The following is a 20058-nucleotide window of genomic DNA, read 5'->3' on the forward strand; positions in this document are numbered from 1 at the left end:
CCTGAGCGTCCGATCGACCAGCCGTTCCTGATGCCGATCGAAGACGTGTTCTCGATCTCCGGCCGTGGTACGGTTGTGACGGGCCGCGTCGAGCGTGGTATCGTCAAGGTTGGCGAAGAAGTCGAGATCGTCGGCATCCGCGCGACGTCGAAGACGACGGTGACCGGCGTTGAAATGTTCCGCAAGCTGCTCGATCAGGGCCAGGCAGGCGACAACATCGGCGCGCTGATCCGCGGTGTTAACCGTGACGGCGTCGAGCGTGGTCAGATCCTGTGCAAGCCGGGTTCTGTGAAGCCGCACAAGAAGTTCATGGCCGAAGCCTACATCCTGACGAAGGAAGAAGGCGGCCGTCATACGCCGTTCTTCACGAACTACCGTCCGCAGTTCTACTTCCGTACGACTGACGTGACCGGCATCGTGACGCTTCCGGAAGGCACGGAAATGGTTATGCCAGGCGACAACGTCACCGTTGCCGTTGAGCTGATCGTTCCGATCGCGATGGAAGAAAAGCTTCGCTTCGCAATTCGCGAAGGCGGCCGTACCGTCGGCGCAGGCATCGTTGCCTCCATCGTCGAGTAATTCGAAGGCGGCCGCTCCATCGGAGTGGCCGATTCGATGACAATAATATGAAGCAAGCGGTAGTAGCCGCTTGCTTATGACATGGAAATGTTGCAAATGGCGCGCGAGCGCGATTTGCGCGCTGCTTCGGATGACGGAGCGGCCAGTGAGATTAACAATAAAGGTGGGCCGAAAGGTCTAAAGAGTGGATAGGGATGCCGTAGCCGGCGTCCCTCTCGATCTTTGAAACCGGTGGTCCGCCTTAGGAAAAAGAACAATCCGTGCCCTTTCTGAGCGGCACGCGAGATAACAAAACACAAGGATAACGTCGAATGAACGGCCAAAATATCCGCATTCGCCTGAAGGCGTTCGATCACCGGATTCTCGATGCTTCCACGCGCGAGATCGTGTCGACGGCGAAGCGCACCGGTGCTAGCGTCCGGGGCCCCGTTCCGCTTCCGACCCGTATCGAGAAGTTCACGGTTAACCGGTCCCCGCACATCGACAAGAAGAGCCGCGAGCAGTTCGAGATGCGCACGCATAAGCGCCTTCTCGACATCGTTGACCCGACCCCGCAGACGGTAGACGCGCTGATGAAGCTCGATCTCGCCGCCGGTGTCGATGTTGAGATCAAGCTCTGAGACCTCTGGTCCTCGAGCTGAGTGAGAAGGATTGAACCGATGCGTTCAGGTGTGATTGCACAGAAGGTGGGAATGACCCGCGTCTATAACGACGCCGGCGAGCATGTCCCGGTAACCGTATTGCGTTTGGATGGCTGCCAGGTCGTAGCCCAGCGCACAGTTGAAAAGAATGGCTACACCGCAGTTCAGCTCGGTGCCGGCCAGGCTAAAGTTAAGAACACGACGAAGGCCCTGCGCGGTCATTTCGCCGTTGCAAGCGTTGAGCCGAAGGCCAAACTCGTTGAATTCCGTGTTACGGACGACAACCTGCTTGAAGTCGGCACCGAGCTGAAGGCTGCTCACTTCACGGCGGGCCAGCTCGTCGACGTGACCGGCACGACGATCGGTAAGGGCTTTGCCGGCGCCATCAAGCGCCACGGCTTCGGCGGTCTGCGCGCCACGCACGGTGTGTCGGTTTCGCACCGTTCGCACGGTTCGACCGGCTCGCGCCAGGACCCGGGCAAGGTGTTCAAGAACAAGAAGATGGCTGGTCACATGGGCCAGACGCGCGTGACGACGCAGAACCTTGAAGTGGTTTCGACCGATGAAGATCGCGGTCTGATCCTCGTCAAGGGCGCGGTTCCCGGCTCCAAGGGTGCCTGGATCATCGTGCGCGACGCCGTCAAGTCGGCAGCGAAGTAAGGGAGCCAAACCAATGGAATTGAACGTCAAGACCCTTGAGGGCAAAGACGCTGGGAAGGTTTCCCTTTCTGACGCGATTTTCGGCCTCGAGCCGCGTGAAGACATTCTTGCCCGCGTCATTCGCTGGCAGCTTGCCAAGAAGCAGCAGGGCACGCACCAGGCAAAGGGCCGCGCGGACGTATCGCGCACCGGTGCCAAGATGTACAAGCAGAAGGGTACGGGCCGCGCTCGTCACCACTCGGCTCGCGCTCCGCAGTTCCGCGGCGGTGGTAAGGCTCACGGCCCGGTCGCCCGTAGCCATGAGCATGATCTGCCGAAGAAGGTTCGCGCCCTCGGCCTGCGTCACGCTCTCTCGGCCAAGTTCAAGGCTGAAGACGTGATCGTCATCGACGATCTCGTCGCAACCGAAGCCAAGACCAAGACACTCGCTGGTGCTTTCGAGACGCTCGGCCTGACGAACGCTCTGTTCATCGGCGGCGCTGAACTCGACAGCAACTTCAAGCTCGCAGCCAAGAACATCCCGAATATCGATGTTCTGCCGGTTCAGGGCATCAACGTTTACGACATCCTGCGTCGCGGCAAGCTCGTGCTGTCCAAGGCTGCAGTTGAAGCTCTAGAGGAGCGATTCAAGTGACGGATCTTCGCCATTATGATGTGATCGTTTCTCCTGCGATCACCGAAAAGTCCACGCTGCTTTCGGACAATAACCAGGTTGTTTTCAACGTTGCCAAGAACGCGACGAAGCCGGAAATCAAGGCTGCCGTTGAAGCGCTCTTCGGCGTCAAGGTTACGGCCGTAAACACTCTGCTGCGCCTCGGCAAGACCAAGCGGTTCAAGGGTCTCGTCGGCAAGCAGAAGGACGTGAAGAAGGCTGTTGTGACGCTCGCCGAAGGCCAGTCGATCGACGTCTCCACCGGTCTCTGAGGAATAAGAAAATGGCATTGAAAACATTCAATCCGACGACCCCGAGCCAGCGTCAGCTGGTCATCGTCGATCGCTCCTCGCTCTACAAGGGCAAGCCGGTCAAGACGCTGACGGAAGGCCTGTCCTCCAAGGGCGGCCGCAACAACACCGGCCGCATCACCGTGCGTTTCCAGGGTGGTGGTCACAAGCGCACCTACCGTCTGGTCGATTTCAAGCGTCGCAAGTTCGACGTCGAAGCGACTGTCGAGCGCATCGAATACGATCCGAACCGTACCGCTTACATCGCTTTGGTGAAGTACACGGACGGCGAACTGGCCTATATCCTCGCTCCGCAGCGTCTCGCTTCCGGCGACAAGGTCATCGCTTCGGAAAAGGCTGTGGACGTGAAGCCTGGCAACACCATGCCGCTTCAGTTCATCCCGGTCGGCTCCATCATCCACAACGTGGAAATGAAGCCGGGCAAGGGCGGCCAGATCGCTCGTTCGGCTGGCTCCTACGCTCAGCTTGTCGGTCGTGACCAGGGCATGGCGATCCTTCGCCTGAATTCCGGCGAACAGCGCCTCGTGCATGGCACCTGCCTTGCAACGATCGGTGCGGTTTCGAACCCGGATCACGGCAACATCAACGATGGCAAGGCCGGTCGTTCGCGTTGGCGTGGCAAGAAGCCGCATAACCGCGGTGTTGTCATGAACCCGGTCGACCATCCGCACGGCGGTGGTGAAGGCCGCACCTCTGGTGGTCGCCATCCGGTGACCCCGTGGGGCAAGCCGACCAAGGGCAAGCGTACGCGGTCGAACAAGTCGACCGACAAGATGATTATGCGCTCGCGCCATCAGCGCAAGAAGTAAGAGAGGAAGTCTCAAGTGGCTCGTTCAGTATGGAAAGGTCCGTTTGTTGACGGCTATCTTCTCAAGAAGGCTGAGAAGGTGCGCGAAGGCGGACGTAGTGAAGTAATCAAGATGTGGAGCCGTCGCTCCACCATCATGCCGCAGTTCGTTGGTCTCACCTTCGGCGTCTACAACGGCAGCAAGCACATTCCGGTCAGCGTCAATGAAGACATGGTCGGACACAAGTTCGGCGAGTTCGCCCCGACCCGTACCTATTATGGTCACGGTGCGGACAAGAAGGCGAAGAGGAAGTAACAATGGGCAAGGCAAAAACCGAACGCCGGCTGAAGGACAATGAGGCGCAGGCAGTTGCGCGCACGCTCCGTGTCAGCCCGCAGAAGCTCAACCTGGTCGCGGCTACGATCCGCGGCAAGAAGGTTGATCGCGCGCTCGCAGAGCTTGAATTCTCCCGCAAGCGTATCGCTGGCGCCGTGAAGAAGACGCTCGAATCTGCGATCGCCAATGCAGAAAACAACCACGATCTCGACGTTGACTCGCTGGTCGTAGCGGAAGCTTACGTCGGCAAGTCGATCGTCATGAAGCGTTTCCACGCTCGTGGCCGCGGCCGTGCGTCTCGTATCGAGCGCCCGTTCGCACACCTGACGATCGTCGTTCGCGAAGTGGAAGCTCAAGGGGAGGCCGCATAATGGGTCAGAAAATCAATCCGATCGGTTTTCGCCTCGGCATCAACCGTACCTGGGATAGCCGCTGGTTTGCGGACAATGCCGAGTATGGCCAGCTTCTCCACGAAGACCTGAAGATGCGCAAGTTCGTCATGAACGAACTGAAGCAGGCTGGTATCTCCAAGGTGGTCATCGAGCGTCCGCACAAGAAGTGCCGCGTCACGATCCACTCGGCTCGTCCGGGCCTGATCATCGGCAAGAAGGGCGCTGACATCGACAAGCTCCGCAAGAAGCTGTCGGACATGACGAATTCCGAAACCCACCTCAACATCGTTGAAGTGCGCAAGCCGGAAATCGACGCGACGCTGGTTGCCCAGTCGATCGCTCAGCAGCTCGAGCGCCGTGTTGCTTTCCGTCGCGCCATGAAGCGCGCCGTTCAGTCCGCGATGCGTCTTGGCGCCGAAGGCATCAAGATCACCTGCGCCGGCCGTCTCGGCGGTGCGGAAATCGCTCGTACGGAATGGTACCGCGAAGGTCGCGTGCCGCTGCATACGCTGCGCGCCGACATCGACTACGGTACGGCTGAAGCAGAAACCGCTTTCGGCATCTGCGGCATCAAGGTTTGGATCTTCAAGGGCGAAATCCTTGAGCACGATCCGATGGCCTCCGAACGCCGCGCGCTCGAGGGCGACGCCCAGGGTCCGGCTAGCCGCGATCGCGATAGAGACCGTCGCCGCGACAACGCTTGATAGCGTACGTGGCAGATAAGTTCGGAGAATAAGAAAATGTTGCAGCCAAAGCGTACGAAGTACCGTAAGCAATTCAAGGGTCGCATCAAGGGCGTCGCCAAGGGTGGCTCTGATCTGGCTTTCGGTGAATTCGGTCTGAAGGCGCAGGAACCCAACCGCGTCAACGCTCGCGAGATCGAAGCGGCTCGCCGCGCGATCACGCGTTACATGAAGCGTGCCGGCCGTGTATGGATTCGGGTGTTCCCGGATGTTCCGGTCACCAAAAAGCCGACCGAAGTCCGTATGGGTAAAGGTAAGGGCTCTGTCGAATACTGGGCATGCAAGGTCAAGCCCGGCCGCATGATGTTCGAGATCGATGGCGTAAGCGAAGAAATCGCTCGTGAGGCTCTGCGCCTCGGGTCCGCCAAGCTCTCAGTCAAGACGCGCTTCGTGCAGCGCATTGCAGAGTAAGGAAGAAGCTCATGAAAGCCGCAGATGTTCGCGCCCTGAGCGCCGACCAACTCAAGGACGAGCTTGCCAAGCTGAAGAAGGAGCAGTTCAACCTGCGCTTTCAGAAGGCGACTGGCCAGCTTGAAAAGTCCTCGCGCATCAACGAAGTCCGCAAGGACATCGCTCGCGTAAAAACCATTGCCCGCCAGAAGGCGGCAGAAGCAAAGGCCTAAAGGAAAAATAACATGCCGAAGCGCATTCTGCAGGGCGTCGTGGTCAGCGACAAGAACGAGAAGACTGTAGTCGTCCGCGTTGAGCGTCGTTTCGCTCACCCGCTGCTCCAGAAGACCGTTCGTCGTTCCAAGAAGTACAAGGCTCACGACGAGAACAATCAGTACAAGGTCGGCGACGCCGTTTCCATCGAGGAATGCGCGCCGATCTCCAAGGACAAGACCTGGACGGTTGTTTCCGCCCAGACCAAGTAACAGAATTTCGCTCAGGCCCTTGCGCTTGGGCGAAATATCTGTATGAAGCACGAGCTTGGAAGCAGGACGCTCGAATTCGAGCGTTCTTTTGCTTTGTTGATGGCTGGTAAGGGTGACTCAAGCGGTCCCGGAACCCGGCAAAATCAGACAAGAGACTAGTCCATAAGCCGGGGTAGGGGGTCGATTGACCCAACCATTCCGGTAACAACAAGAAGGCGACCTGACATGATTCAGATGCAAACAAACCTCGACGTGGCGGATAATTCCGGCGCACGTCGTGTCATGTGCATCAAGGTGCTGGGCGGCTCGAAGCGCAAGTATGCTTCCATCGGCGACGTCATCGTCGTTTCGATCAAGGAAGCTATTCCGCGCGGCCGTGTGAAGAAAGGTGACGTGATGAAGGCGGTCGTCGTTCGTACCGCCAAGGACATCCGTCGTCCGGATGGCAGCGTCATCCGCTTCGATACCAACGCAGCAGTCCTCATCGACAACAAGAAAGAGCCGATCGGCACCCGTATCTTCGGACCGGTTCCGCGCGAACTTCGCGCCAAGAACCACATGAAGATCATCTCGCTGGCTCCAGAAGTACTGTAAGGAGCGGAGCGATGCAGAAGATCCGTAAAGGCGACAAGGTCGTCGTATTGACCGGTAAGGACAAGGGCCGTACCGGCGAAGTCGTTCAAGTGCTGCCGAAGGAAGACCGTGCGGTCGTTCGTGGCGTCAACGTCATCAAGCGCCATCAGCGCCAGACGCAGACCCAGGAAGCCGGCATCATCAGCAAGGAAGCCCCGCTTCACCTGTCCAACATTGCGATCGTCGACAAGGACGGCAAGCCGACCCGCGTCGGTTTCAAGGTTGTGGATGGCAAGAAGGTCCGTGTGGCCAAGACCTCGGGAGAAGTGATCGATGGCTGAGGCAAAGTACGAGCCGCGGCTCAAGAAGGAATACGTTGCTCGCATCCGTGCAGCCATGCAGGAGAAGTTCTCCTACGCTAACGAGATGCAGATCCCGAAGCTGGACAAGATCGTGATCAACATGGGCGTTGGCGAAGCTACGGCTGATTCGAAGAAGCCGACCGTTGCTGCTGCCGACCTCGCAGCGATCGCCGGCCAGAAGCCGGTTATCACACGCGCACGCAACTCCATCGCTGGCTTCAAGGTCCGCGAACAGATGCCGATTGGCGCCAAGGTCACCCTGCGTGGCGCCCGCATGTACGAGTTCCTGGATCGCCTAGTCAACATCGCGCTTCCGCGCGTTCGCGACTTCCGCGGCCTGAACCCGAAGAGCTTTGACGGTCGTGGCAATTTTGCCATGGGCATCAAGGAACACATTGTGTTCCCTGAGATCAACTACGACAAGGTTGATCAGATGTGGGGCATGGACATCATCGTTTGCACGACGGCGCCGACCGACGACGAAGCACGGGCTCTTTTGAAAGAGTTCAACTTCCCGTTCCGTCAATAACCGTAACGACGAGCGTAGAAAAGGAACCCTGATATGGCGAAGACAAGCGCAGTTGAAAAGAACAAGCGCCGCCGCAATACGGTTGCCAACCAGGCCGCGAAGCGGGCTGCTCTCAAGGCAATCATCATGAACCAGTCTCTTTCGATCGAAGACCGGTTCAAGGCCACCCTGAAGCTGGCATCGCTGCCGCGCGATGGATCGAAGACCCGTATTCGCAACCGTTGCGAAGTGTCTGGCCGTCCGCGCGCCTACTACCGCAAACTGCGCATGTCGCGTATCGCGCTGCGTGAACTCGGCAATCTCGGCAAGGTGCCGGGCATCGTCAAGTCCAGCTGGTAAGGAGCAGATTAGATGTCTATGACTGATCCTTTGGGCGATATGCTCACCCGCATCCGCAATGGCGCTTCGCGTCGCAAGTCGTCGGTTTCGACGCCTGCTTCCAAGCTCCGTGCACGCGTTCTCGATGTTCTCCAGGCTGAAGGCTACATCCGTGGCTACTCCGTCGTCGATTTCGGCAACGGCAAGTCCGAGCTCAACATCGAGCTGAAGTACTACGAAGGCTCGTCGGTGATCCGTGAGATCGGCCGCGTGTCCAAGCCGGGCCGCCGGGTTTATGTCTCGGTCAAGTCCATTCCGCAGGTCGCGAACGGTCTCGGCATCACCATCCTTTCGACTCCGAAGGGCGTGATGGCTGATCACCAGGCTCGTGAACAGAATGTTGGTGGCGAGGTTCTCTGCTCGGTCTTCTAAGATCGAACAGGGATCTCCTTCGAAACAGACAGGTTTGAAAAATGTCTCGTATCGGTAAGAAGCCCGTTCAGGTACCTGCAGGGATCACGGCCTCGGTTGATGGCCAAAAAGTGACCGCCAAGGGCCCCAAGGGCGAGCTGTTTTTCGTCGCTAACGACGAAATCGGTCTCAAGCTGGAAAATAATGCAATCGTCGTGACGCCGCTCAACGACTCCAAGGATGCTCGCGCAAAGTGGGGCATGTCCCGCACGATGATCGAGAACATCTTCAAGGGTGTTAAGGACGGCTACGAGCGCAAGCTCGAAATCAACGGCGTCGGCTATCGCGCGTCCATGCAGGGCAAGAACCTGCAGCTGGCGCTCGGCTTCAGCCACGACGTGGTTTACGAGCCGCCGCAGGGTATCTCGATCGCTGTGCCGAAGCCGACGGAAATCGTCGTCACCGGCATCAACAAGCAGCAGGTCGGCCAGGTTGCCGCGGAAATCCGCGAATACCGCGGTCCCGAGCCCTACAAGGGCAAGGGTGTTAAGTATGCTGACGAGCGGATCGTCCGCAAAGAAGGCAAGAAGAAGTAAGGATCACGCGAAATGGCTAGCAGGAAAGAAGCACTTGCGCGTCGCGCCAACCGCGTGCGCCGCCAAATCAAGTCGGTGGCCAATGGCCGTCCGCGCCTGTCGGTTCATCGCTCGTCGAAGAACATCTACGCCCAGGTCATCGATGACGTGGCTGGCAAGACGCTTGCGGCTGCCTCCACTCTCGACAAGGATCTGCGCGGTTCTCTGAAGACCGGTGCCGATACCGCCGCCGCAGCCCTGGTTGGCAAGCTCGTTGCAGAGCGCGCCTCCAAGGCAGGCGTGAAGGAAGTCGTGTTCGATCGCGGCGCCTTCATCTACCACGGCCGCATCAAGGCTCTCGCCGATGCGGCTCGCGAAGGCGGCTTGACCTTCTGATCAAGTTTCCGGCCGGTAGCCTGTAGGCGCCGGCCGGATTTCACCGGACCGCAAATCTCCTATTTGGAGGTTGATGCGGTCTTTGTTGTTTGCCGATTGCACCCGGAAAAGAAAAAGGAAGAGGACAATGGCACAGGAAAAGAGAGGCTCGCGGGATGACCGTCAGAGCCGTGAAGAGCGCGATAGCGAATTCGTCGACAAGCTGGTCGCGATCAACCGCGTCGCCAAGGTTGTTAAGGGTGGCCGTCGCTTCGGCTTCGCCGCTCTCGTCGTCGTTGGCGACCAGAAGGGCCGCGTAGGCTTCGGCCATGGCAAGGCACGCGAAGTGCCGGAAGCCATCCGCAAGGCAACCGAAAGCGCCAAGCGCGACATGATTTTCGTACCGCTGCGCGACGGCCGTACGCTGCATCACGACGTCCATGGCCGTCATGGCGCAGGCAAGGTTCTGCTGCGTTCGGCCAAGGTCGGTACCGGTATCATCGCCGGTGGTCCGATGCGCGCCGTTTTCGAAACGCTCGGCGTTCATGACGTTGTTGCCAAGTCGACCGGTTCGTCGAACCCGTACAACATGGTTCGCGCCACGTTCGACGCCCTGAAGCACCAGGTTCACCCGAAGGACATCGCAGCTCAGCGCGGCATCAAGTATGCCACTCTGCAGGCTCGTCGTACCGCTTCGGGCAACGCCTCCGAAGAATAAGGGAGTTTGACCTATGGCCAAGACGACCAAGAAGGCTGAAGCCAAGACCGTTACGGTCGAGCAGGTTGGCAGCCCGATCCGCCGTCCGGACGTTCAGCAGAAGACGCTGATCGGTCTCGGACTGAACAAGATGCACCGTCGCCGCACGCTGGAAGATACCCCGGCCGTTCGTGGCATGATCCGTGCTGTCCAGCATCTCGTTCGCGTTGTCGACGAGAAGTGAGCCGGAGGTAAATCGTTATGAAACTGAATGAGATCAAGGATAACGAAGGCTCGACCCACAGCCGCAAGCGCCTCGGCCGCGGCATCGGCTCCGGCTCCGGCAAGACCGGTGGCCGTGGTGTGAAGGGTCAGAAGTCCCGTTCGGGTGTTGCGATCAACGGCTTCGAAGGTGGTCAGATGCCCATCTATCGTCGCCTGCCGAAGCGCGGCTTCAACAACATCTTCGCCGCCGATTACGTTGTCGTATCGCTGGCTCGCATCCAGGCTGCCGTCGATGCCGGCAAGCTCGATGCCAAGAAGACTGTTGATGCTGCTGCCCTCAAGGCTGCCGGCGTAATTCGCCGCGTCAAGGATGGCGTTCGTGTCCTCTCCGACGGCGAACTGAAGGCAAAGATTGTGCTTGAAGTTGCAGGCGCTTCCAAGCCGGCGGTCGAAAAGATCGAAAAGGCTGGCGGCTCCATCAAGCTGCTCGCTTCTGCCGCAGAAGCTCCTGCCGCAGAATAATCTTATCAATGATCGCCCGAGGTGCTTCACTTCGGGCGATTTTTCTCCCATATGTGAGCCTCACGAACCTGAACGACGCAACAGTGTCTTTCCGGTTGACAACGGGAACCAAGGGTGAGGCGCCCGATTGCATGGCAATCCGTCCGAAGCCCGAATTTTGAACAATTTACTTACTGATTCCGGACCCGGCCGATTATGCCGGAATTGGTAATGCGGAGATTTGCATGGCTTCTGCAGCGGAACAACTGGCGTCCAATCTCAATTTCTCGACTTTTGCCAAGGCTGAGGATCTCAAGAAGCGCTTGTGGTTTACGCTCGGCGCGCTCCTCGTCTATAGACTCGGCACCCACATTCCGCTTCCCGGCCTCAATCCCGCCGCTTATGCCCAGGCTTTCCAGAATCAGTCGGGCGGCATTCTCGGCCTCTTCAACATGTTTTCCGGCGGCGCTGTTCAGCGCATGGCGATCTTCGCGCTCGGCATCATGCCCTATATCTCGGCCTCGATCATCGTTCAGCTGATGACGTCGGTCGTGCCTTCGCTTGAGAACCTGAAGAAGGAAGGCGAGCAGGGCCGTAAGATCATCAACCAGTACACCCGCTACGGTACGGTGCTGCTCGGCGCGTTGCAGGCCTATGGCATTGCGATCGGCCTGGAGCACGGCAACGGCGTCGTCATTGATCCGGGCTGGTTCTTCCGCATTTCCACCGTGATCACGCTGCTCGGCGGCACCATGTTCCTGATGTGGCTCGGCGAGCAGGTGACGTCGCGCGGTATCGGCAACGGTATCTCGCTGATCATCTTCGCCGGCATTGCTGCCGGTCTTCCGACGGCTCTTGCCGGCACGCTCGAACTCGGCCGCACCGGCGCGCTTTCGACGGGCCTGATTCTCGCCGTACTGGTCGTTGCCATCCTGGTCATCGCGCTCATCGTTTTCGTCGAGCGCGCCCAGCGCCGGCTGCTGATCCAGTATCCGAAGCGTCAGGTCGGCACGCGTATGTTCCAGGGCGATACGTCGCACCTGCCGCTGAAGCTCAACACCTCGGGCGTCATTCCGGCAATCTTCGCCTCCTCGCTGCTGCTGCTGCCGGCAACTGCCGCTGGTCTCGGCAACAACACGGCGCTTCCGACCTGGGTGACATCAATCGTTGCGGCACTTGGCCACGGCCAGCCTATCTACATGGTGCTCTACGCCGCGTTGATTGCCTTCTTCGCCTTCTTCTACACGGCTCTGGTCTTCAATCCGAAGGACACGGCCGACAATCTGAAGAAGCATGGCGGCTTCATTCCGGGTATCCGTCCGGGTGAGCGCACAGCGGAGTATATCGATTACGTGCTGACCCGCATCACGGTCATCGGCGCGATCTACCTTGTCTTCGTCTGCATTCTGCCCGAAATTCTCGTGTCCCAGACCGGTATTCCGCTGTCGCTGGGTGGCACTTCGCTTCTGATCGTGGTTAGCGTAACGCTGGATACGGTGGCGCAGATTCAGGGTCACCTGATCGCACAGCAATATGAAGGCCTGATCAAGAAATCGAAGCTGCGTGGAGGAAAGAGGGGGCGATGAGACTTATACTTTTAGGGCCGCCGGGAGCAGGTAAGGGGACCCAGGCCCAGCGCATTGTGGAAAAGCACGGCATTCCGCAGCTTTCCACAGGCGATATGCTGCGCGCGGCCGTTCAGGCCGGCACCGAAGTCGGCAAGCGCGCCAAGGCTGTTATGGACGCCGGCAAGCTCGTTTCTGATGAGATCGTCAACGCCATCGTTTCCGAGCGCATCGACCAGCCGGATTGCGCCAAGGGTTTCATTCTCGACGGTTTCCCGCGCACCTTGGTACAGGCTGATGCTACCGAGCGCATGCTCAATGCGAAGGGCCTGGAGCTCTCCGTCGTCATCGAGCTGAAGGTCGATGATGCAGAACTGATTCGCCGTGTCTCCGGCCGCTATTCCTGCTCGAACTGCGGTAGCGTCTATCACGACACGGACAAGGTTCCGGCAACGGCTGGTGTTTGCGACAAATGCGGTTCGACGCATTTCAAGCGCCGTCCGGACGACAATGCCGAAACCATGGCGACTCGTCTCCAAGTCTATTACAAAGAGACCTCGCCGCTGATCGGTTACTACTACGCGAAGGGCAAGCTGCAGAGTATCGACGGCATGGCCGATATCGAGCATGTGACCGACAGCATAGAGGCTATCCTGGCTAAGCTTTAGATAGCCTAAAATAAACTTGCCGGAGCGGTTGCTTTTTTGCGCTGATTCCGCTAAACACCGCGCCAACTCGCGACATGCTATGCGATCGGCGCGGATTTCCAACGGGAAGTCCGAGTACGGTCGTTTTGACATGTGGCGGACACAAATCGAACAAGCAGCTCCCGGGCTGCATAACAAGACCCTTTGCCAAGGCAAAAGGAATGCAAGGAGAACAGGCGTGGCTCGTATCGCTGGCGTCAACATCCCGACTGCAAAGCGCGTAGTTATTGCGCTTCGCTACATTCACGGGATCGGACCGAAGTTTGCACAGGAAATCTGCGAGAAGGTCGGTATCCCGGCCGAGCGTCGCGTCAACCAGTTGACGGATGCCGAAGTTCTGCAGATCCGCGAAACCATCGATCGCGATTATCAGGTCGAAGGCGACCTGCGTCGTGACACCTCGATGAACATCAAGCGTCTGATGGACCTGGGCAGCTACCGCGGCCTGCGTCATCGTCGCGGCCTGCCGGTTCGCGGCCAGCGTACCCACACCAATGCTCGTACCCGCAAGGGCCCGGCAAAGGCGATTGCTGGTAAGAAGAAGTAATTTCCGGGAAACCGGAATGGGGAGGCTGGCGGTCCGCCGGCCTCTTTTGAGTTTGGAGTGGGGCTCAACGAGCGTCACTCCGGTGTAGCCGCTGGCATTACGGCGGTGCAGAGATCCAAGAAAGGACTACCATGGCCAAGGAAGCCGTACGTGTTCGCCGTCGCGAACGCAAAAACATCTCGTCGGGCGTCGCACACGTCAACTCGACCTTCAACAACACGATGATCACTATCACCGACGCACAGGGCAACGCGATTGCCTGGTCGTCCGCTGGTGCCAAGGGCTTCAAGGGTTCGCGCAAGTCGACCCCGTTCGCTGCCCAGATCGCTGCCGAAGACTGCGCTAAGAAGGCTCAGGAACACGGCATGAAGTCGCTGGAAGTCGAAGTTTGCGGTCCGGGCTCCGGTCGTGAATCCGCTCTGCGCGCCCTCCAGGCTGCTGGTTTCATGATCACGTCGATCCGCGATGTGACCCCGATCCCGCACAATGGTTGCCGCCCGCGCAAGAAGCGTCGCGTCTGATCATCGCCACTCACGACACCGGCCGGGGTAGATGCGCCCGGCTCGGTGTTACTCAAGCTCGGTTGTCACGATTGGATGGTGGCAACGAACGGAAGGCAAAAACATGATTCAGAAAAACTGGCAGGAACTGATCAAGCCCAACAAGGTCGAGTTCACCTCGAGCGGCCGCACCAAGGCAACGCTCGTGGCCGAACCGCTGGAGCGTGGCTTTGGTCTCACCCTCGGCAACGCGCTGCGTCGCGTTCTGCTGTCTTCTCTGCGTGGCGCCGCTGTGACGGCCGTGCAGATCGACGGCGTGCTGCATGAGTTCTCCTCTATCCCGGGCGTCCGGGAAGACGTGACGGACATCGTGCTGAACATCAAGGAAATCGCCATCAAGATGGATGGCGATGACGCCAAGCGCATGGTTGTCCGCAAGCAGGGCCCGGGCGTGGTAACGGCTGGTGATATTCAGACGGTCGGCGATATCGAAATCCTCAACCCCGAGCATGTCATCTGCACGCTCGACGAGGGCGCCGAAATCCGCATGGAATTCACCGTCAACAACGGCAAGGGCTATGTCCCGGCCGAGCGCAATCGCGCGGAAGATGCTCCGATCGGCCTCATCCCGGTCGACAGCCTCTATTCGCCGGTCAAGAAGGTGTCCTACAAGGTTGAAAATACCCGTGAAGGACAGGTTCTCGACTACGACAAGCTGAGCATGTCGCTCGAAACCGATGGTTCGATCAGCGGTGAAGATGCTGTCGCGTTTGCGGCTCGCATCCTGCAGGATCAGCTTGGCGTGTTCGTCAACTTCGACGAGCCGCAGAAGGAAACCGAAGAGGAAGCAGTTACCGAACTCGCTTTCAACCCGGCGCTCCTCAAGAAGGTAGACGAACTGGAACTGTCCGTTCGCTCGGCAAACTGCCTGAAGAACGACAACATCGTCTACATCGGCGACCTCATTCAGAAGACCGAAGCAGAAATGCTCCGCACGCCGAATTTTGGTCGCAAGTCGCTGAACGAAATCAAGGAAGTTCTCGCTTCCATGGGCCTGCACCTCGGCATGGAAGTGCCGGCATGGCCGCCCGAGAACATCGAAGATCTCGCCAAGCGATACGAAGACCAATACTAACGTTTCAAACGGCAGGCGAACGATGCCTGCAAGTGAAGGAGAATAGCAATGCGCCACGGTAAAGCCGGCCGCAAGCTGAATAGAACCGCTAGCCATCGTAAGGCGATGTTCGCCAACATGGCAGCTTCGCTCATCACCCATGAGCAGATCGTCACCACGCTCCCGAAGGCGAAGGAAATTCGTCCGATCGTCGAGAAGCTGGTAACCCTCGGTAAGCGCGGCGACCTGCACGCTCGTCGTCAGGCCATCTCGCAGATCCGCGACGCTGTTGTCGTCGCCAAGCTGTTCGATGCGATTGCAACGCGCTACGCCACCCGCAACGGCGGCTACCTGCGTATCATGAAGGCCGGCTTCCGCCAGGGCGACAATGCCGCTCTCGCTGTTGTCGAGTTCGTCGATCGCGACGTCAATGCCAAGGGCGCGGCCGACAAGGCTCGCGTTGCCGCTGAAGAAGAAGCCGCAGCCGCTTAAGGCTAAACCTCGGATAGAACATAAAGGGCCGGATGAGCGATCATCCGGCCTTTTGGCGTTGCGGTTTGACCGGGCTGTAGAGCCGTACTCGTTCGCTAGAGGGATGACCATTGAACAGGCAGCAACAGTTCACGCGAAACAGAGCCCTTCTGCTTGCGGTGTTGCTGCTGACCATAGGCTGTGGCCTGTCGCTTCGACGGTTTGGATATGCTGCCGATCTTCCCTTTACGGTCGTGAAATATGGCGGTTCGATATTGTGGGGAGCGATGGTCTATTGGCTTCTCGCTGTGACATTTGCCGGTGTCAGAGGCCTGAGGATCGCCTCTGCCGCGCTGATCGTTGCCGTGGCCGTCGAGTTCTTCAGGCTATGGCATACGCCGACGCTGGACGCCTTTCGATTGACCACGGCCGGAGCCTTGTTGCTGGGAAGAGTGTTCTCGCTGTGGAATATCGTGGCCTATGCCGCTGGTATCGCGGCGGCGCTGGCGCTTGATCGTGTCTTGTCGCGAACCAAGCACGTGGTTTGATGCCTGCCATAAATTTGACAGCCAGGTCCTGCGCCAAAACGGCCGGACATCTATCATTCGGCTTGCCGCATCCTTGCCGCCAGAGTAGCACGGAGAGCGCAACTACAGGGTAAAGTCGAGTTCGTTGCGTTATGTGGGGCAGACTGGGGACCAGGGGGAGAAGAGATGGCGAGTCCGGAAAAAACGTCATTGCAGCCGCGCGCAGCACGTCTGGTGTTGGTGACGCCTGACGGCATGGTGGTTGGCTGTCTGCCGCCGATCCCTGTCGAAGTTCCCTGGTGGCAGGAGGTCCAGTCTGTCGTGCGTGCCGCGCGCGAACGCCATGGCATCGACGTCACGATCCTGCGCCTGCTGGAAGCAGCGCGCGACCGCGCGCCTGGTGGCGAAGTCACCTATCTGGCCGAGATCGCAGCGCCTGTGCCGGCAGAGCCTTGGGCCGGGAAGATAGAAGCCCATCCGCTGCGCCAGGCCTATGCTGAGCCCGGCGGTCCCGCCGCCGATCTCGATTGGGCAGTGCGGGTGCTTGCCGGGCACGGCCTGACACCCACCGTCAAGCCCGTCCAGGTTCGCACCTGGAATCTTTCCAGCGTCTGGCGCATCCCCATCGGTAGCCAATCGGCCTGGCTGAAAGTCGTGCCGCCGTTTCTGGCGCATGAAGGCCGCGTCATCACGGCGCTCGCCGGTCACGATGTTCCGACATTGTATGGTCACGATGAACACGGGCGCGTTCTAATTGAGGAAATCCCGGGCGACGACTTGTTTGAAGCCGCGCTGCCGCAACTACTCGCTATGGTCACGCTGCTTGTCGAGATACAGGCTTCGTGGATCGGCCGCGTCGAGGAACTGCGCGCGATGCGATTGCCAGATTGGAGCGGTCCGAGCTTGTGCTTCGAGATCGCCGAGGTCGTGCGACGGACAGGCGATGAATTGTCGGAAGACGAACGCGCGACGCTGCGGCGTTTCGTGGAAGATCTGCCGACGCTGTTTGCCGAGGTCGACGCCTGCGGTTTGCCGGATACGCTTGTCCATGGCGACTGCCATCCCGGCAATTTTCGCGGCACGGAGCGAGAGATTACATTGATCGATTGGGGCGACAGCGGCATTGGCCACCCCTTGCTCGACCAGTCCGCCTTCCTCGACGGGCTGCCGCCGGAATACATCGAGACGATCAAGGGTCACTGGAATCGCGAATGGTTGACGAGAGTGCCCGGTTCTGACCCTGCACGCGCTGCCGAACTGCTCGCGCCGATCGCCATGGCCAGACGCGCGGTGATCTATCAGCGTTTCCTCGACAATATCGAACCATCGGAGCGGATCTATCACCGCGACGATCCGGCCGGCTGGCTCCGCGACACGGTGGCGCTGCTGAAAAAATCGTATTGAACGCGAGGCCGCGTTCACATTACTCCGCGCCGTCCTCGCGCATGGCCCATCGTTGCACGCATAGCTGCATTTCGTATTTCAGATGGCGCTTTGAGTCATAATAATTTGAATCCTAATTAGTTTAGTGCTAATAGAATCCCATGAACTCGTCAAACGCCCTGCAACGCATATTCACCGCCAATCTGCTCACGACCGGCCGCCAGTGGCGCCGGGTCGTCGATATCACGCTGAGCTCTCATGGGATATCCGAGGCCGTGGCTGCGCCGCTGCTTTGGATCAGCCGCCTGGGCGGCGGTGTGCGGCAGGTGGTGCTCGCCACGTATGTCGGTATCGAAGGCCCGTCTCTGGTGCGCCTGCTCGATCAGCTCGAAAGCATGGATCTTGTCATCCGCAAGGATGATCCGACGGATCGGCGCGCGAAGGGCCTCTGGCTGACGCCGGAAGGCGAAAAGCTGGCCGCCCGCATGGAGGACGCCCTCGACGAGCTGCGCGGCAAGATCCTTGCCAATGTCGACCCTGCGGACATCGAAGCTGCGGTTCGCGTCCTGAAGGCTTTCGAGGAATTCGAAGCATCGAATGTGACCGAACTGGAGCCGGAGAAGGTCCTATGAGCATTCCATCCTGGCGTGAATGGTTGTTTTCGGTCAAAGCCTTCATTGCGGCGATCATGGCGCTGTTCATCGCGTTATCGCTGGATCTGCCGCGTCCCTATTGGGCGATGGCGGCCGTCTATGTGGTTGCCAATCCTCTTGCTGGCGCAACCAGTTCCAAGGGGCTTTATCGCGCGCTCGGCACGCTTATCGGTGCCACCGCGTCGGTCATTCTCATCCCGCTCTTCGTCAATGCGCCGGAACTGCTTTCCATTGTCGTCGCGCTCTGGACTGGAACTCTGCTGTTCCTGTCGATGCTCGACCGCACCTCGCGCAGCTATGTTTTCATGCTGGCCGGCTATACGTTGCCGCTGATCGCGCTGCCGACTGTCGGCTCGCCCGAAACGATTTTCGATGTGGCGCTTGCCCGTTCCGAGGAGATCATCATCGGCATCGTCTGCGCAAGCGTCGTCAGCGCGATCGTCTTTCCAAACAGCGTCGGCACTTTGCTCGGTCAGCGCATCGGCTCATGGCTGGATGATGCCGGAACCTGGGCGGATGAGATCCTGCGCGGCGAGGGCGCGTCTCCCGCGACGCCCCTGAAGCGCCAGAAGCTCGCCGCCGACGTTTCCGGCCTCGATCTCGTCATCAGCCAGCTCAAATATGATGCCGGCAGTCGCGACATCGTCAGGCATTCGCGCGAGCTGCGCGGCCGTCTGTTGATGTTGCTGCCGCTCTTCTCCTCCCTGGCCGACCGCCTGCACGCCCTGAAGGCCAGTGGCAAGCCGTTGCCGCAGGAGCTAGTCGTTGTTCTGAACGAGGTAGCCGATTGGCTCGGGCAGGGTGGTCGTGGCAAGGTCGATGAAACCGCTGAGGCCTTGTCGAGGAAGATCGAGGCGCTGCAGGAGAATGATCTCGACCTCGGTTGGGATGATCTCGTCCGGTCGAGCGCTCTCGCACGTCTCAAGGAAATCGTAGACTTGTGGCAGGATTGCCTGACGCTGCGCGCGCAGATCGTCTCCGGGCAGCAGGTCGGCACTTGGCGCCCCGCCTTCCGCCATCGCAACGTCGTCGGTCAAATCCGGCACTATGATTACACCCTGCTCGCCTTCTCGGCCGGCGGCGTCATCGCCGGCATCGCGGTTGCCTGCTTCTTCTGGATCTATTCCGGATGGGAAGATGGCGCCGGCTTCGTCGCCATGGCGGCTGTTGCCTGCTCGTTTTTTGCCGCGCTCGATCGCCCTGCGCCCTTCATCACCACCATGTTCATCTGGACGGCGGTCAGCCTGATCATCGCCTGCGTCTATATCTTCGGTGTGCTGCCGTCCATCTCCGGCTTCGAGATGCTGGTGCTGGTCTTTGCTCCGCCCTTCCTGGTGATGGGCCTTCTGATTACCCGCCCGCAGACGAACATGCTCGGCATGTTGTTGGCCGTGAATGGCGCAAGTTTCATCGCGCTGCAGGATCGTTACGCGGCCGATTTCGCCAGCTTCACCAATAGCGCGATCGCGGCTCTGGCGGGCGTTGGCTTCGCCCTGGTCTGGACCTTGCTCACACGCCCGTTCGGCGCCGAACTGGCCGCCTGGCGGCTGGTCAGGGCCGGTTGGACCGATCTTGCCGAGACCGCCGCCGGCATCCGTCGCGCCGATCACGAGCGTCTCTCCGGTCGTATTCTGGATCGTCTCGGCCAGCTCGTGCCACGCCTTGCAGGCATCGAGGACCGTGAGCTCAAGAAGGTCGACGGTTACGCCGATGTCCGCCTCGGCTTCAACGTTCTGATGCTGCAAAAGGAACGTGGCCAATTGAAGCCGTCTGCCGCCGCATCCATCAGCGAAGTGCTGATCGGCGTATCGGATTTCTATCGCTCGCGGCTGAAAGCCAAGCGTGCCGTCGATCCCTCCGACGAACTACGCGTGTCGATCGACCACAGCCTTGAGGCTGTCGCACAGGAAAAGCGGCAGCCAGGCCGTGCGAGCCTCGATGCGCTTGTCGGCCTTCGCCGGGCGCTCTTCCCGCATGCCGAGCCGCCGGCGAGCTGGCGGCCGCCTCTATCGGATACAACTCAACCTCTTCCCATTGCCGCAGAGTAA

The 20058-nt window shown here is 59.5% G+C and carries 32 protein-coding genes; all 32 read left to right on the forward strand.

Going from position 1 to position 20058, the window contains the following annotated elements; translation table 11 throughout:
- Positions 1–579 (forward strand): EF-Tu/IF-2/RF-3 family GTPase (locus ACIQWP_RS21950; protein WP_402792112.1); only part of this gene is annotated, 579 nt, incomplete at its 5' end.
- A 311-nt stretch (positions 580–890) separates the two neighbouring features.
- Positions 891–1199 (forward strand): 30S ribosomal protein S10, encoded by a 309-nt coding sequence (rpsJ, locus tag ACIQWP_RS21955; RefSeq protein ID WP_003547547.1) that lies wholly within the window; start codon positions 891–893, stop codon positions 1197–1199.
- A gap of 39 nt (positions 1200–1238) precedes the next feature.
- Complete coding sequence (rplC, locus tag ACIQWP_RS21960) at positions 1239–1880, forward strand: 50S ribosomal protein L3 (protein ID WP_028753974.1); 642 nt, start codon at positions 1239–1241, stop codon at positions 1878–1880.
- 13 nt (positions 1881–1893) lie between these two features.
- Positions 1894–2514 (forward strand): 50S ribosomal protein L4, encoded by a 621-nt coding sequence (gene rplD, locus ACIQWP_RS21965; protein ID WP_402792117.1) that lies wholly within the window; start codon positions 1894–1896, stop codon positions 2512–2514.
- Positions 2511–2804 carry a 50S ribosomal protein L23 gene (locus ACIQWP_RS21970; protein ID WP_047634801.1) on the forward strand — a complete coding sequence of 98 codons (294 nt, stop codon included), beginning with the start codon at positions 2511–2513 and terminating at the stop codon, positions 2802–2804. Before rplD ends, ACIQWP_RS21970 begins: the two co-directional genes overlap by 4 nt.
- Before the next feature lie 11 nt (positions 2805–2815).
- Positions 2816–3652: a 50S ribosomal protein L2 gene (rplB, locus tag ACIQWP_RS21975; RefSeq protein ID WP_402792121.1), complete on the forward strand. Its 837-nt coding sequence runs from the start codon at positions 2816–2818 to the stop codon at positions 3650–3652.
- Between the two features lie 15 nt (positions 3653–3667).
- On the forward strand, positions 3668–3946 hold the full coding sequence (gene rpsS, locus ACIQWP_RS21980) for a 30S ribosomal protein S19 (protein WP_004118389.1): 279 nt from the start codon (positions 3668–3670) through the stop codon (positions 3944–3946).
- Positions 3947–3948: 2 nt separating this feature from the next.
- The gene (gene rplV, locus ACIQWP_RS21985) at positions 3949–4338 is read left to right on the forward strand and encodes a 50S ribosomal protein L22 (RefSeq protein WP_402792124.1); all 390 of its coding nucleotides are present in this window, start codon (positions 3949–3951) and stop codon (positions 4336–4338) included.
- Positions 4338–5063, forward strand: a complete 726-nt coding sequence (gene rpsC, locus ACIQWP_RS21990) for a 30S ribosomal protein S3 (RefSeq protein WP_004118393.1) — start codon at positions 4338–4340, stop codon at positions 5061–5063. Before rplV ends, rpsC begins: the two co-directional genes overlap by 1 nt.
- A 36-nt stretch (positions 5064–5099) precedes the next feature.
- A complete protein-coding gene (gene rplP, locus ACIQWP_RS21995; RefSeq protein ID WP_003547555.1) occupies positions 5100–5513 on the forward strand; it encodes a 50S ribosomal protein L16 in 414 nt (137 codons plus the stop codon).
- Positions 5514–5524: 11 nt separating this feature from the next.
- On the forward strand, positions 5525–5725 hold the full coding sequence (rpmC, locus tag ACIQWP_RS22000; RefSeq protein WP_007690763.1) for a 50S ribosomal protein L29: 201 nt from the start codon (positions 5525–5527) through the stop codon (positions 5723–5725).
- A 12-nt stretch (positions 5726–5737) separates the two neighbouring features.
- Entirely contained in the window at positions 5738–5977 is a 240-nt protein-coding gene (gene rpsQ, locus ACIQWP_RS22005) for a 30S ribosomal protein S17 (protein ID WP_402792131.1), read from the forward strand.
- A gap of 225 nt (positions 5978–6202) precedes the next feature.
- Positions 6203–6571, forward strand: a complete 369-nt coding sequence (gene rplN / locus ACIQWP_RS22010; RefSeq protein WP_003573790.1) for a 50S ribosomal protein L14 — start codon at positions 6203–6205, stop codon at positions 6569–6571.
- 11 nt (positions 6572–6582) lie between these two features.
- On the forward strand, positions 6583–6891 hold the full coding sequence (rplX, locus tag ACIQWP_RS22015) for a 50S ribosomal protein L24 (protein ID WP_402792135.1): 309 nt from the start codon (positions 6583–6585) through the stop codon (positions 6889–6891).
- Positions 6884–7441 carry a 50S ribosomal protein L5 gene (rplE, locus tag ACIQWP_RS22020; protein WP_402792138.1) on the forward strand — a complete coding sequence of 186 codons (558 nt, stop codon included), beginning with the start codon at positions 6884–6886 and terminating at the stop codon, positions 7439–7441. Before rplX ends, rplE begins: the two co-directional genes overlap by 8 nt.
- A 33-nt stretch (positions 7442–7474) precedes the next feature.
- Positions 7475–7780, forward strand: a complete 306-nt coding sequence (gene rpsN, locus ACIQWP_RS22025) for a 30S ribosomal protein S14 (RefSeq protein WP_004118406.1) — start codon at positions 7475–7477, stop codon at positions 7778–7780.
- 12 nt (positions 7781–7792) lie between these two features.
- Positions 7793–8191, forward strand: coding sequence for a 30S ribosomal protein S8 (rpsH, locus tag ACIQWP_RS22030; protein ID WP_004118408.1), 399 nt, complete (start codon positions 7793–7795; stop codon positions 8189–8191).
- 41 nt (positions 8192–8232) lie between these two features.
- Positions 8233–8766 (forward strand): 50S ribosomal protein L6, encoded by a 534-nt coding sequence (gene rplF / locus ACIQWP_RS22035; protein WP_402792144.1) that lies wholly within the window; start codon positions 8233–8235, stop codon positions 8764–8766.
- A 12-nt stretch (positions 8767–8778) separates the two neighbouring features.
- Positions 8779–9141: a 50S ribosomal protein L18 gene (gene rplR / locus ACIQWP_RS22040; RefSeq protein WP_168805817.1), complete on the forward strand. Its 363-nt coding sequence runs from the start codon at positions 8779–8781 to the stop codon at positions 9139–9141.
- A 127-nt stretch (positions 9142–9268) separates the two neighbouring features.
- A complete protein-coding gene (gene rpsE, locus ACIQWP_RS22045) occupies positions 9269–9838 on the forward strand; it encodes a 30S ribosomal protein S5 (RefSeq protein ID WP_402792149.1) in 570 nt (189 codons plus the stop codon).
- A 13-nt stretch (positions 9839–9851) separates the two neighbouring features.
- Positions 9852–10061, forward strand: a complete 210-nt coding sequence (gene rpmD, locus ACIQWP_RS22050; RefSeq protein ID WP_034507370.1) for a 50S ribosomal protein L30 — start codon at positions 9852–9854, stop codon at positions 10059–10061.
- A gap of 17 nt (positions 10062–10078) precedes the next feature.
- The gene (gene rplO / locus ACIQWP_RS22055; RefSeq protein WP_402792153.1) at positions 10079–10564 is read left to right on the forward strand and encodes a 50S ribosomal protein L15; all 486 of its coding nucleotides are present in this window, start codon (positions 10079–10081) and stop codon (positions 10562–10564) included.
- Between the two features lie 224 nt (positions 10565–10788).
- Entirely contained in the window at positions 10789–12129 is a 1341-nt protein-coding gene (gene secY / locus ACIQWP_RS22060) for a preprotein translocase subunit SecY (RefSeq protein ID WP_402792156.1), read from the forward strand.
- Positions 12126–12776 (forward strand): adenylate kinase, encoded by a 651-nt coding sequence (locus ACIQWP_RS22065; protein ID WP_402792159.1) that lies wholly within the window; start codon positions 12126–12128, stop codon positions 12774–12776. Before secY ends, ACIQWP_RS22065 begins: the two co-directional genes overlap by 4 nt.
- A 217-nt stretch (positions 12777–12993) precedes the next feature.
- Positions 12994–13362, forward strand: a complete 369-nt coding sequence (gene rpsM / locus ACIQWP_RS22070) for a 30S ribosomal protein S13 (protein ID WP_402792162.1) — start codon at positions 12994–12996, stop codon at positions 13360–13362.
- Between the two features lie 131 nt (positions 13363–13493).
- A complete protein-coding gene (rpsK, locus tag ACIQWP_RS22075) occupies positions 13494–13883 on the forward strand; it encodes a 30S ribosomal protein S11 (protein WP_003547577.1) in 390 nt (129 codons plus the stop codon).
- A 103-nt stretch (positions 13884–13986) separates the two neighbouring features.
- Positions 13987–14997: a DNA-directed RNA polymerase subunit alpha gene (locus ACIQWP_RS22080; protein WP_034507362.1), complete on the forward strand. Its 1011-nt coding sequence runs from the start codon at positions 13987–13989 to the stop codon at positions 14995–14997.
- A gap of 48 nt (positions 14998–15045) precedes the next feature.
- Entirely contained in the window at positions 15046–15468 is a 423-nt protein-coding gene (gene rplQ, locus ACIQWP_RS22085; RefSeq protein ID WP_402792176.1) for a 50S ribosomal protein L17, read from the forward strand.
- Between the two features lie 110 nt (positions 15469–15578).
- Entirely contained in the window at positions 15579–15995 is a 417-nt protein-coding gene (locus tag ACIQWP_RS22090; RefSeq protein WP_402792179.1) for a DUF2809 domain-containing protein, read from the forward strand.
- Between the two features lie 165 nt (positions 15996–16160).
- A complete protein-coding gene (locus ACIQWP_RS22095; RefSeq protein ID WP_402792182.1) occupies positions 16161–17378 on the forward strand; it encodes a phosphotransferase family protein in 1218 nt (405 codons plus the stop codon).
- A 140-nt stretch (positions 17379–17518) separates the two neighbouring features.
- Positions 17519–17989, forward strand: coding sequence for a MarR family winged helix-turn-helix transcriptional regulator (locus ACIQWP_RS22100; RefSeq protein ID WP_402792185.1), 471 nt, complete (start codon positions 17519–17521; stop codon positions 17987–17989).
- Complete coding sequence (locus ACIQWP_RS22105; RefSeq protein ID WP_402792188.1) at positions 17986–20058, forward strand: FUSC family protein; 2073 nt, start codon at positions 17986–17988, stop codon at positions 20056–20058. The genes ACIQWP_RS22100 and ACIQWP_RS22105 overlap by 4 nt, the downstream gene beginning before the upstream one ends.

It is taken from the genome of Rhizobium sp. NPDC090279 (genome assembly GCF_044769665.1).
GTDB lineage: Bacteria > Pseudomonadota > Alphaproteobacteria > Rhizobiales > Rhizobiaceae > Rhizobium.

Excerpts from the sequence above, each read along its gene's own strand:
- rpsJ (WP_003547547.1), top strand. The coding sequence starts at position 891 with ATGAACGGCCAAAATATCCGCATTCGCCTGAAGGCGTTCGATCACCGG.
- rplC (WP_028753974.1), top strand. The coding sequence starts at position 1,239 with ATGCGTTCAGGTGTGATTGCACAGAAGGTGGGAATGACCCGCGTCTAT.
- rplD (WP_402792117.1), top strand. The coding sequence starts at position 1,894 with ATGGAATTGAACGTCAAGACCCTTGAGGGCAAAGACGCTGGGAAGGTT.
- rplB (WP_402792121.1), top strand. The coding sequence starts at position 2,816 with ATGGCATTGAAAACATTCAATCCGACGACCCCGAGCCAGCGTCAGCTG.
- rplV (WP_402792124.1), top strand. The coding sequence starts at position 3,949 with ATGGGCAAGGCAAAAACCGAACGCCGGCTGAAGGACAATGAGGCGCAG.
- rpsC (WP_004118393.1), top strand. The coding sequence starts at position 4,338 with ATGGGTCAGAAAATCAATCCGATCGGTTTTCGCCTCGGCATCAACCGT.
- rplP (WP_003547555.1), top strand. The coding sequence starts at position 5,100 with ATGTTGCAGCCAAAGCGTACGAAGTACCGTAAGCAATTCAAGGGTCGC.
- rpmC (WP_007690763.1), top strand. The coding sequence starts at position 5,525 with ATGAAAGCCGCAGATGTTCGCGCCCTGAGCGCCGACCAACTCAAGGAC.
- rpsQ (WP_402792131.1), top strand. The coding sequence starts at position 5,738 with ATGCCGAAGCGCATTCTGCAGGGCGTCGTGGTCAGCGACAAGAACGAG.
- rplN (WP_003573790.1), top strand. The coding sequence starts at position 6,203 with ATGATTCAGATGCAAACAAACCTCGACGTGGCGGATAATTCCGGCGCA.
- rplX (WP_402792135.1), top strand. The coding sequence starts at position 6,583 with ATGCAGAAGATCCGTAAAGGCGACAAGGTCGTCGTATTGACCGGTAAG.
- rplE (WP_402792138.1), top strand. The coding sequence starts at position 6,884 with ATGGCTGAGGCAAAGTACGAGCCGCGGCTCAAGAAGGAATACGTTGCT.
- rpsN (WP_004118406.1), top strand. The coding sequence starts at position 7,475 with ATGGCGAAGACAAGCGCAGTTGAAAAGAACAAGCGCCGCCGCAATACG.
- rpsH (WP_004118408.1), top strand. The coding sequence starts at position 7,793 with ATGTCTATGACTGATCCTTTGGGCGATATGCTCACCCGCATCCGCAAT.
- rplF (WP_402792144.1), top strand. The coding sequence starts at position 8,233 with ATGTCTCGTATCGGTAAGAAGCCCGTTCAGGTACCTGCAGGGATCACG.
- rplR (WP_168805817.1), top strand. The coding sequence starts at position 8,779 with ATGGCTAGCAGGAAAGAAGCACTTGCGCGTCGCGCCAACCGCGTGCGC.
- rpsE (WP_402792149.1), top strand. The coding sequence starts at position 9,269 with ATGGCACAGGAAAAGAGAGGCTCGCGGGATGACCGTCAGAGCCGTGAA.
- rpmD (WP_034507370.1), top strand. The coding sequence starts at position 9,852 with ATGGCCAAGACGACCAAGAAGGCTGAAGCCAAGACCGTTACGGTCGAG.
- rplO (WP_402792153.1), top strand. The coding sequence starts at position 10,079 with ATGAAACTGAATGAGATCAAGGATAACGAAGGCTCGACCCACAGCCGC.
- secY (WP_402792156.1), top strand. The coding sequence starts at position 10,789 with ATGGCTTCTGCAGCGGAACAACTGGCGTCCAATCTCAATTTCTCGACT.
- ACIQWP_RS22065 (WP_402792159.1), top strand. The coding sequence starts at position 12,126 with ATGAGACTTATACTTTTAGGGCCGCCGGGAGCAGGTAAGGGGACCCAG.
- rpsK (WP_003547577.1), top strand. The coding sequence starts at position 13,494 with ATGGCCAAGGAAGCCGTACGTGTTCGCCGTCGCGAACGCAAAAACATC.
- ACIQWP_RS22080 (WP_034507362.1), top strand. The coding sequence starts at position 13,987 with ATGATTCAGAAAAACTGGCAGGAACTGATCAAGCCCAACAAGGTCGAG.
- rplQ (WP_402792176.1), top strand. The coding sequence starts at position 15,046 with ATGCGCCACGGTAAAGCCGGCCGCAAGCTGAATAGAACCGCTAGCCAT.
- ACIQWP_RS22095 (WP_402792182.1), top strand. The coding sequence starts at position 16,161 with ATGGCGAGTCCGGAAAAAACGTCATTGCAGCCGCGCGCAGCACGTCTG.
- ACIQWP_RS22100 (WP_402792185.1), top strand. The coding sequence starts at position 17,519 with ATGAACTCGTCAAACGCCCTGCAACGCATATTCACCGCCAATCTGCTC.
- ACIQWP_RS22105 (WP_402792188.1), top strand. The coding sequence starts at position 17,986 with ATGAGCATTCCATCCTGGCGTGAATGGTTGTTTTCGGTCAAAGCCTTC.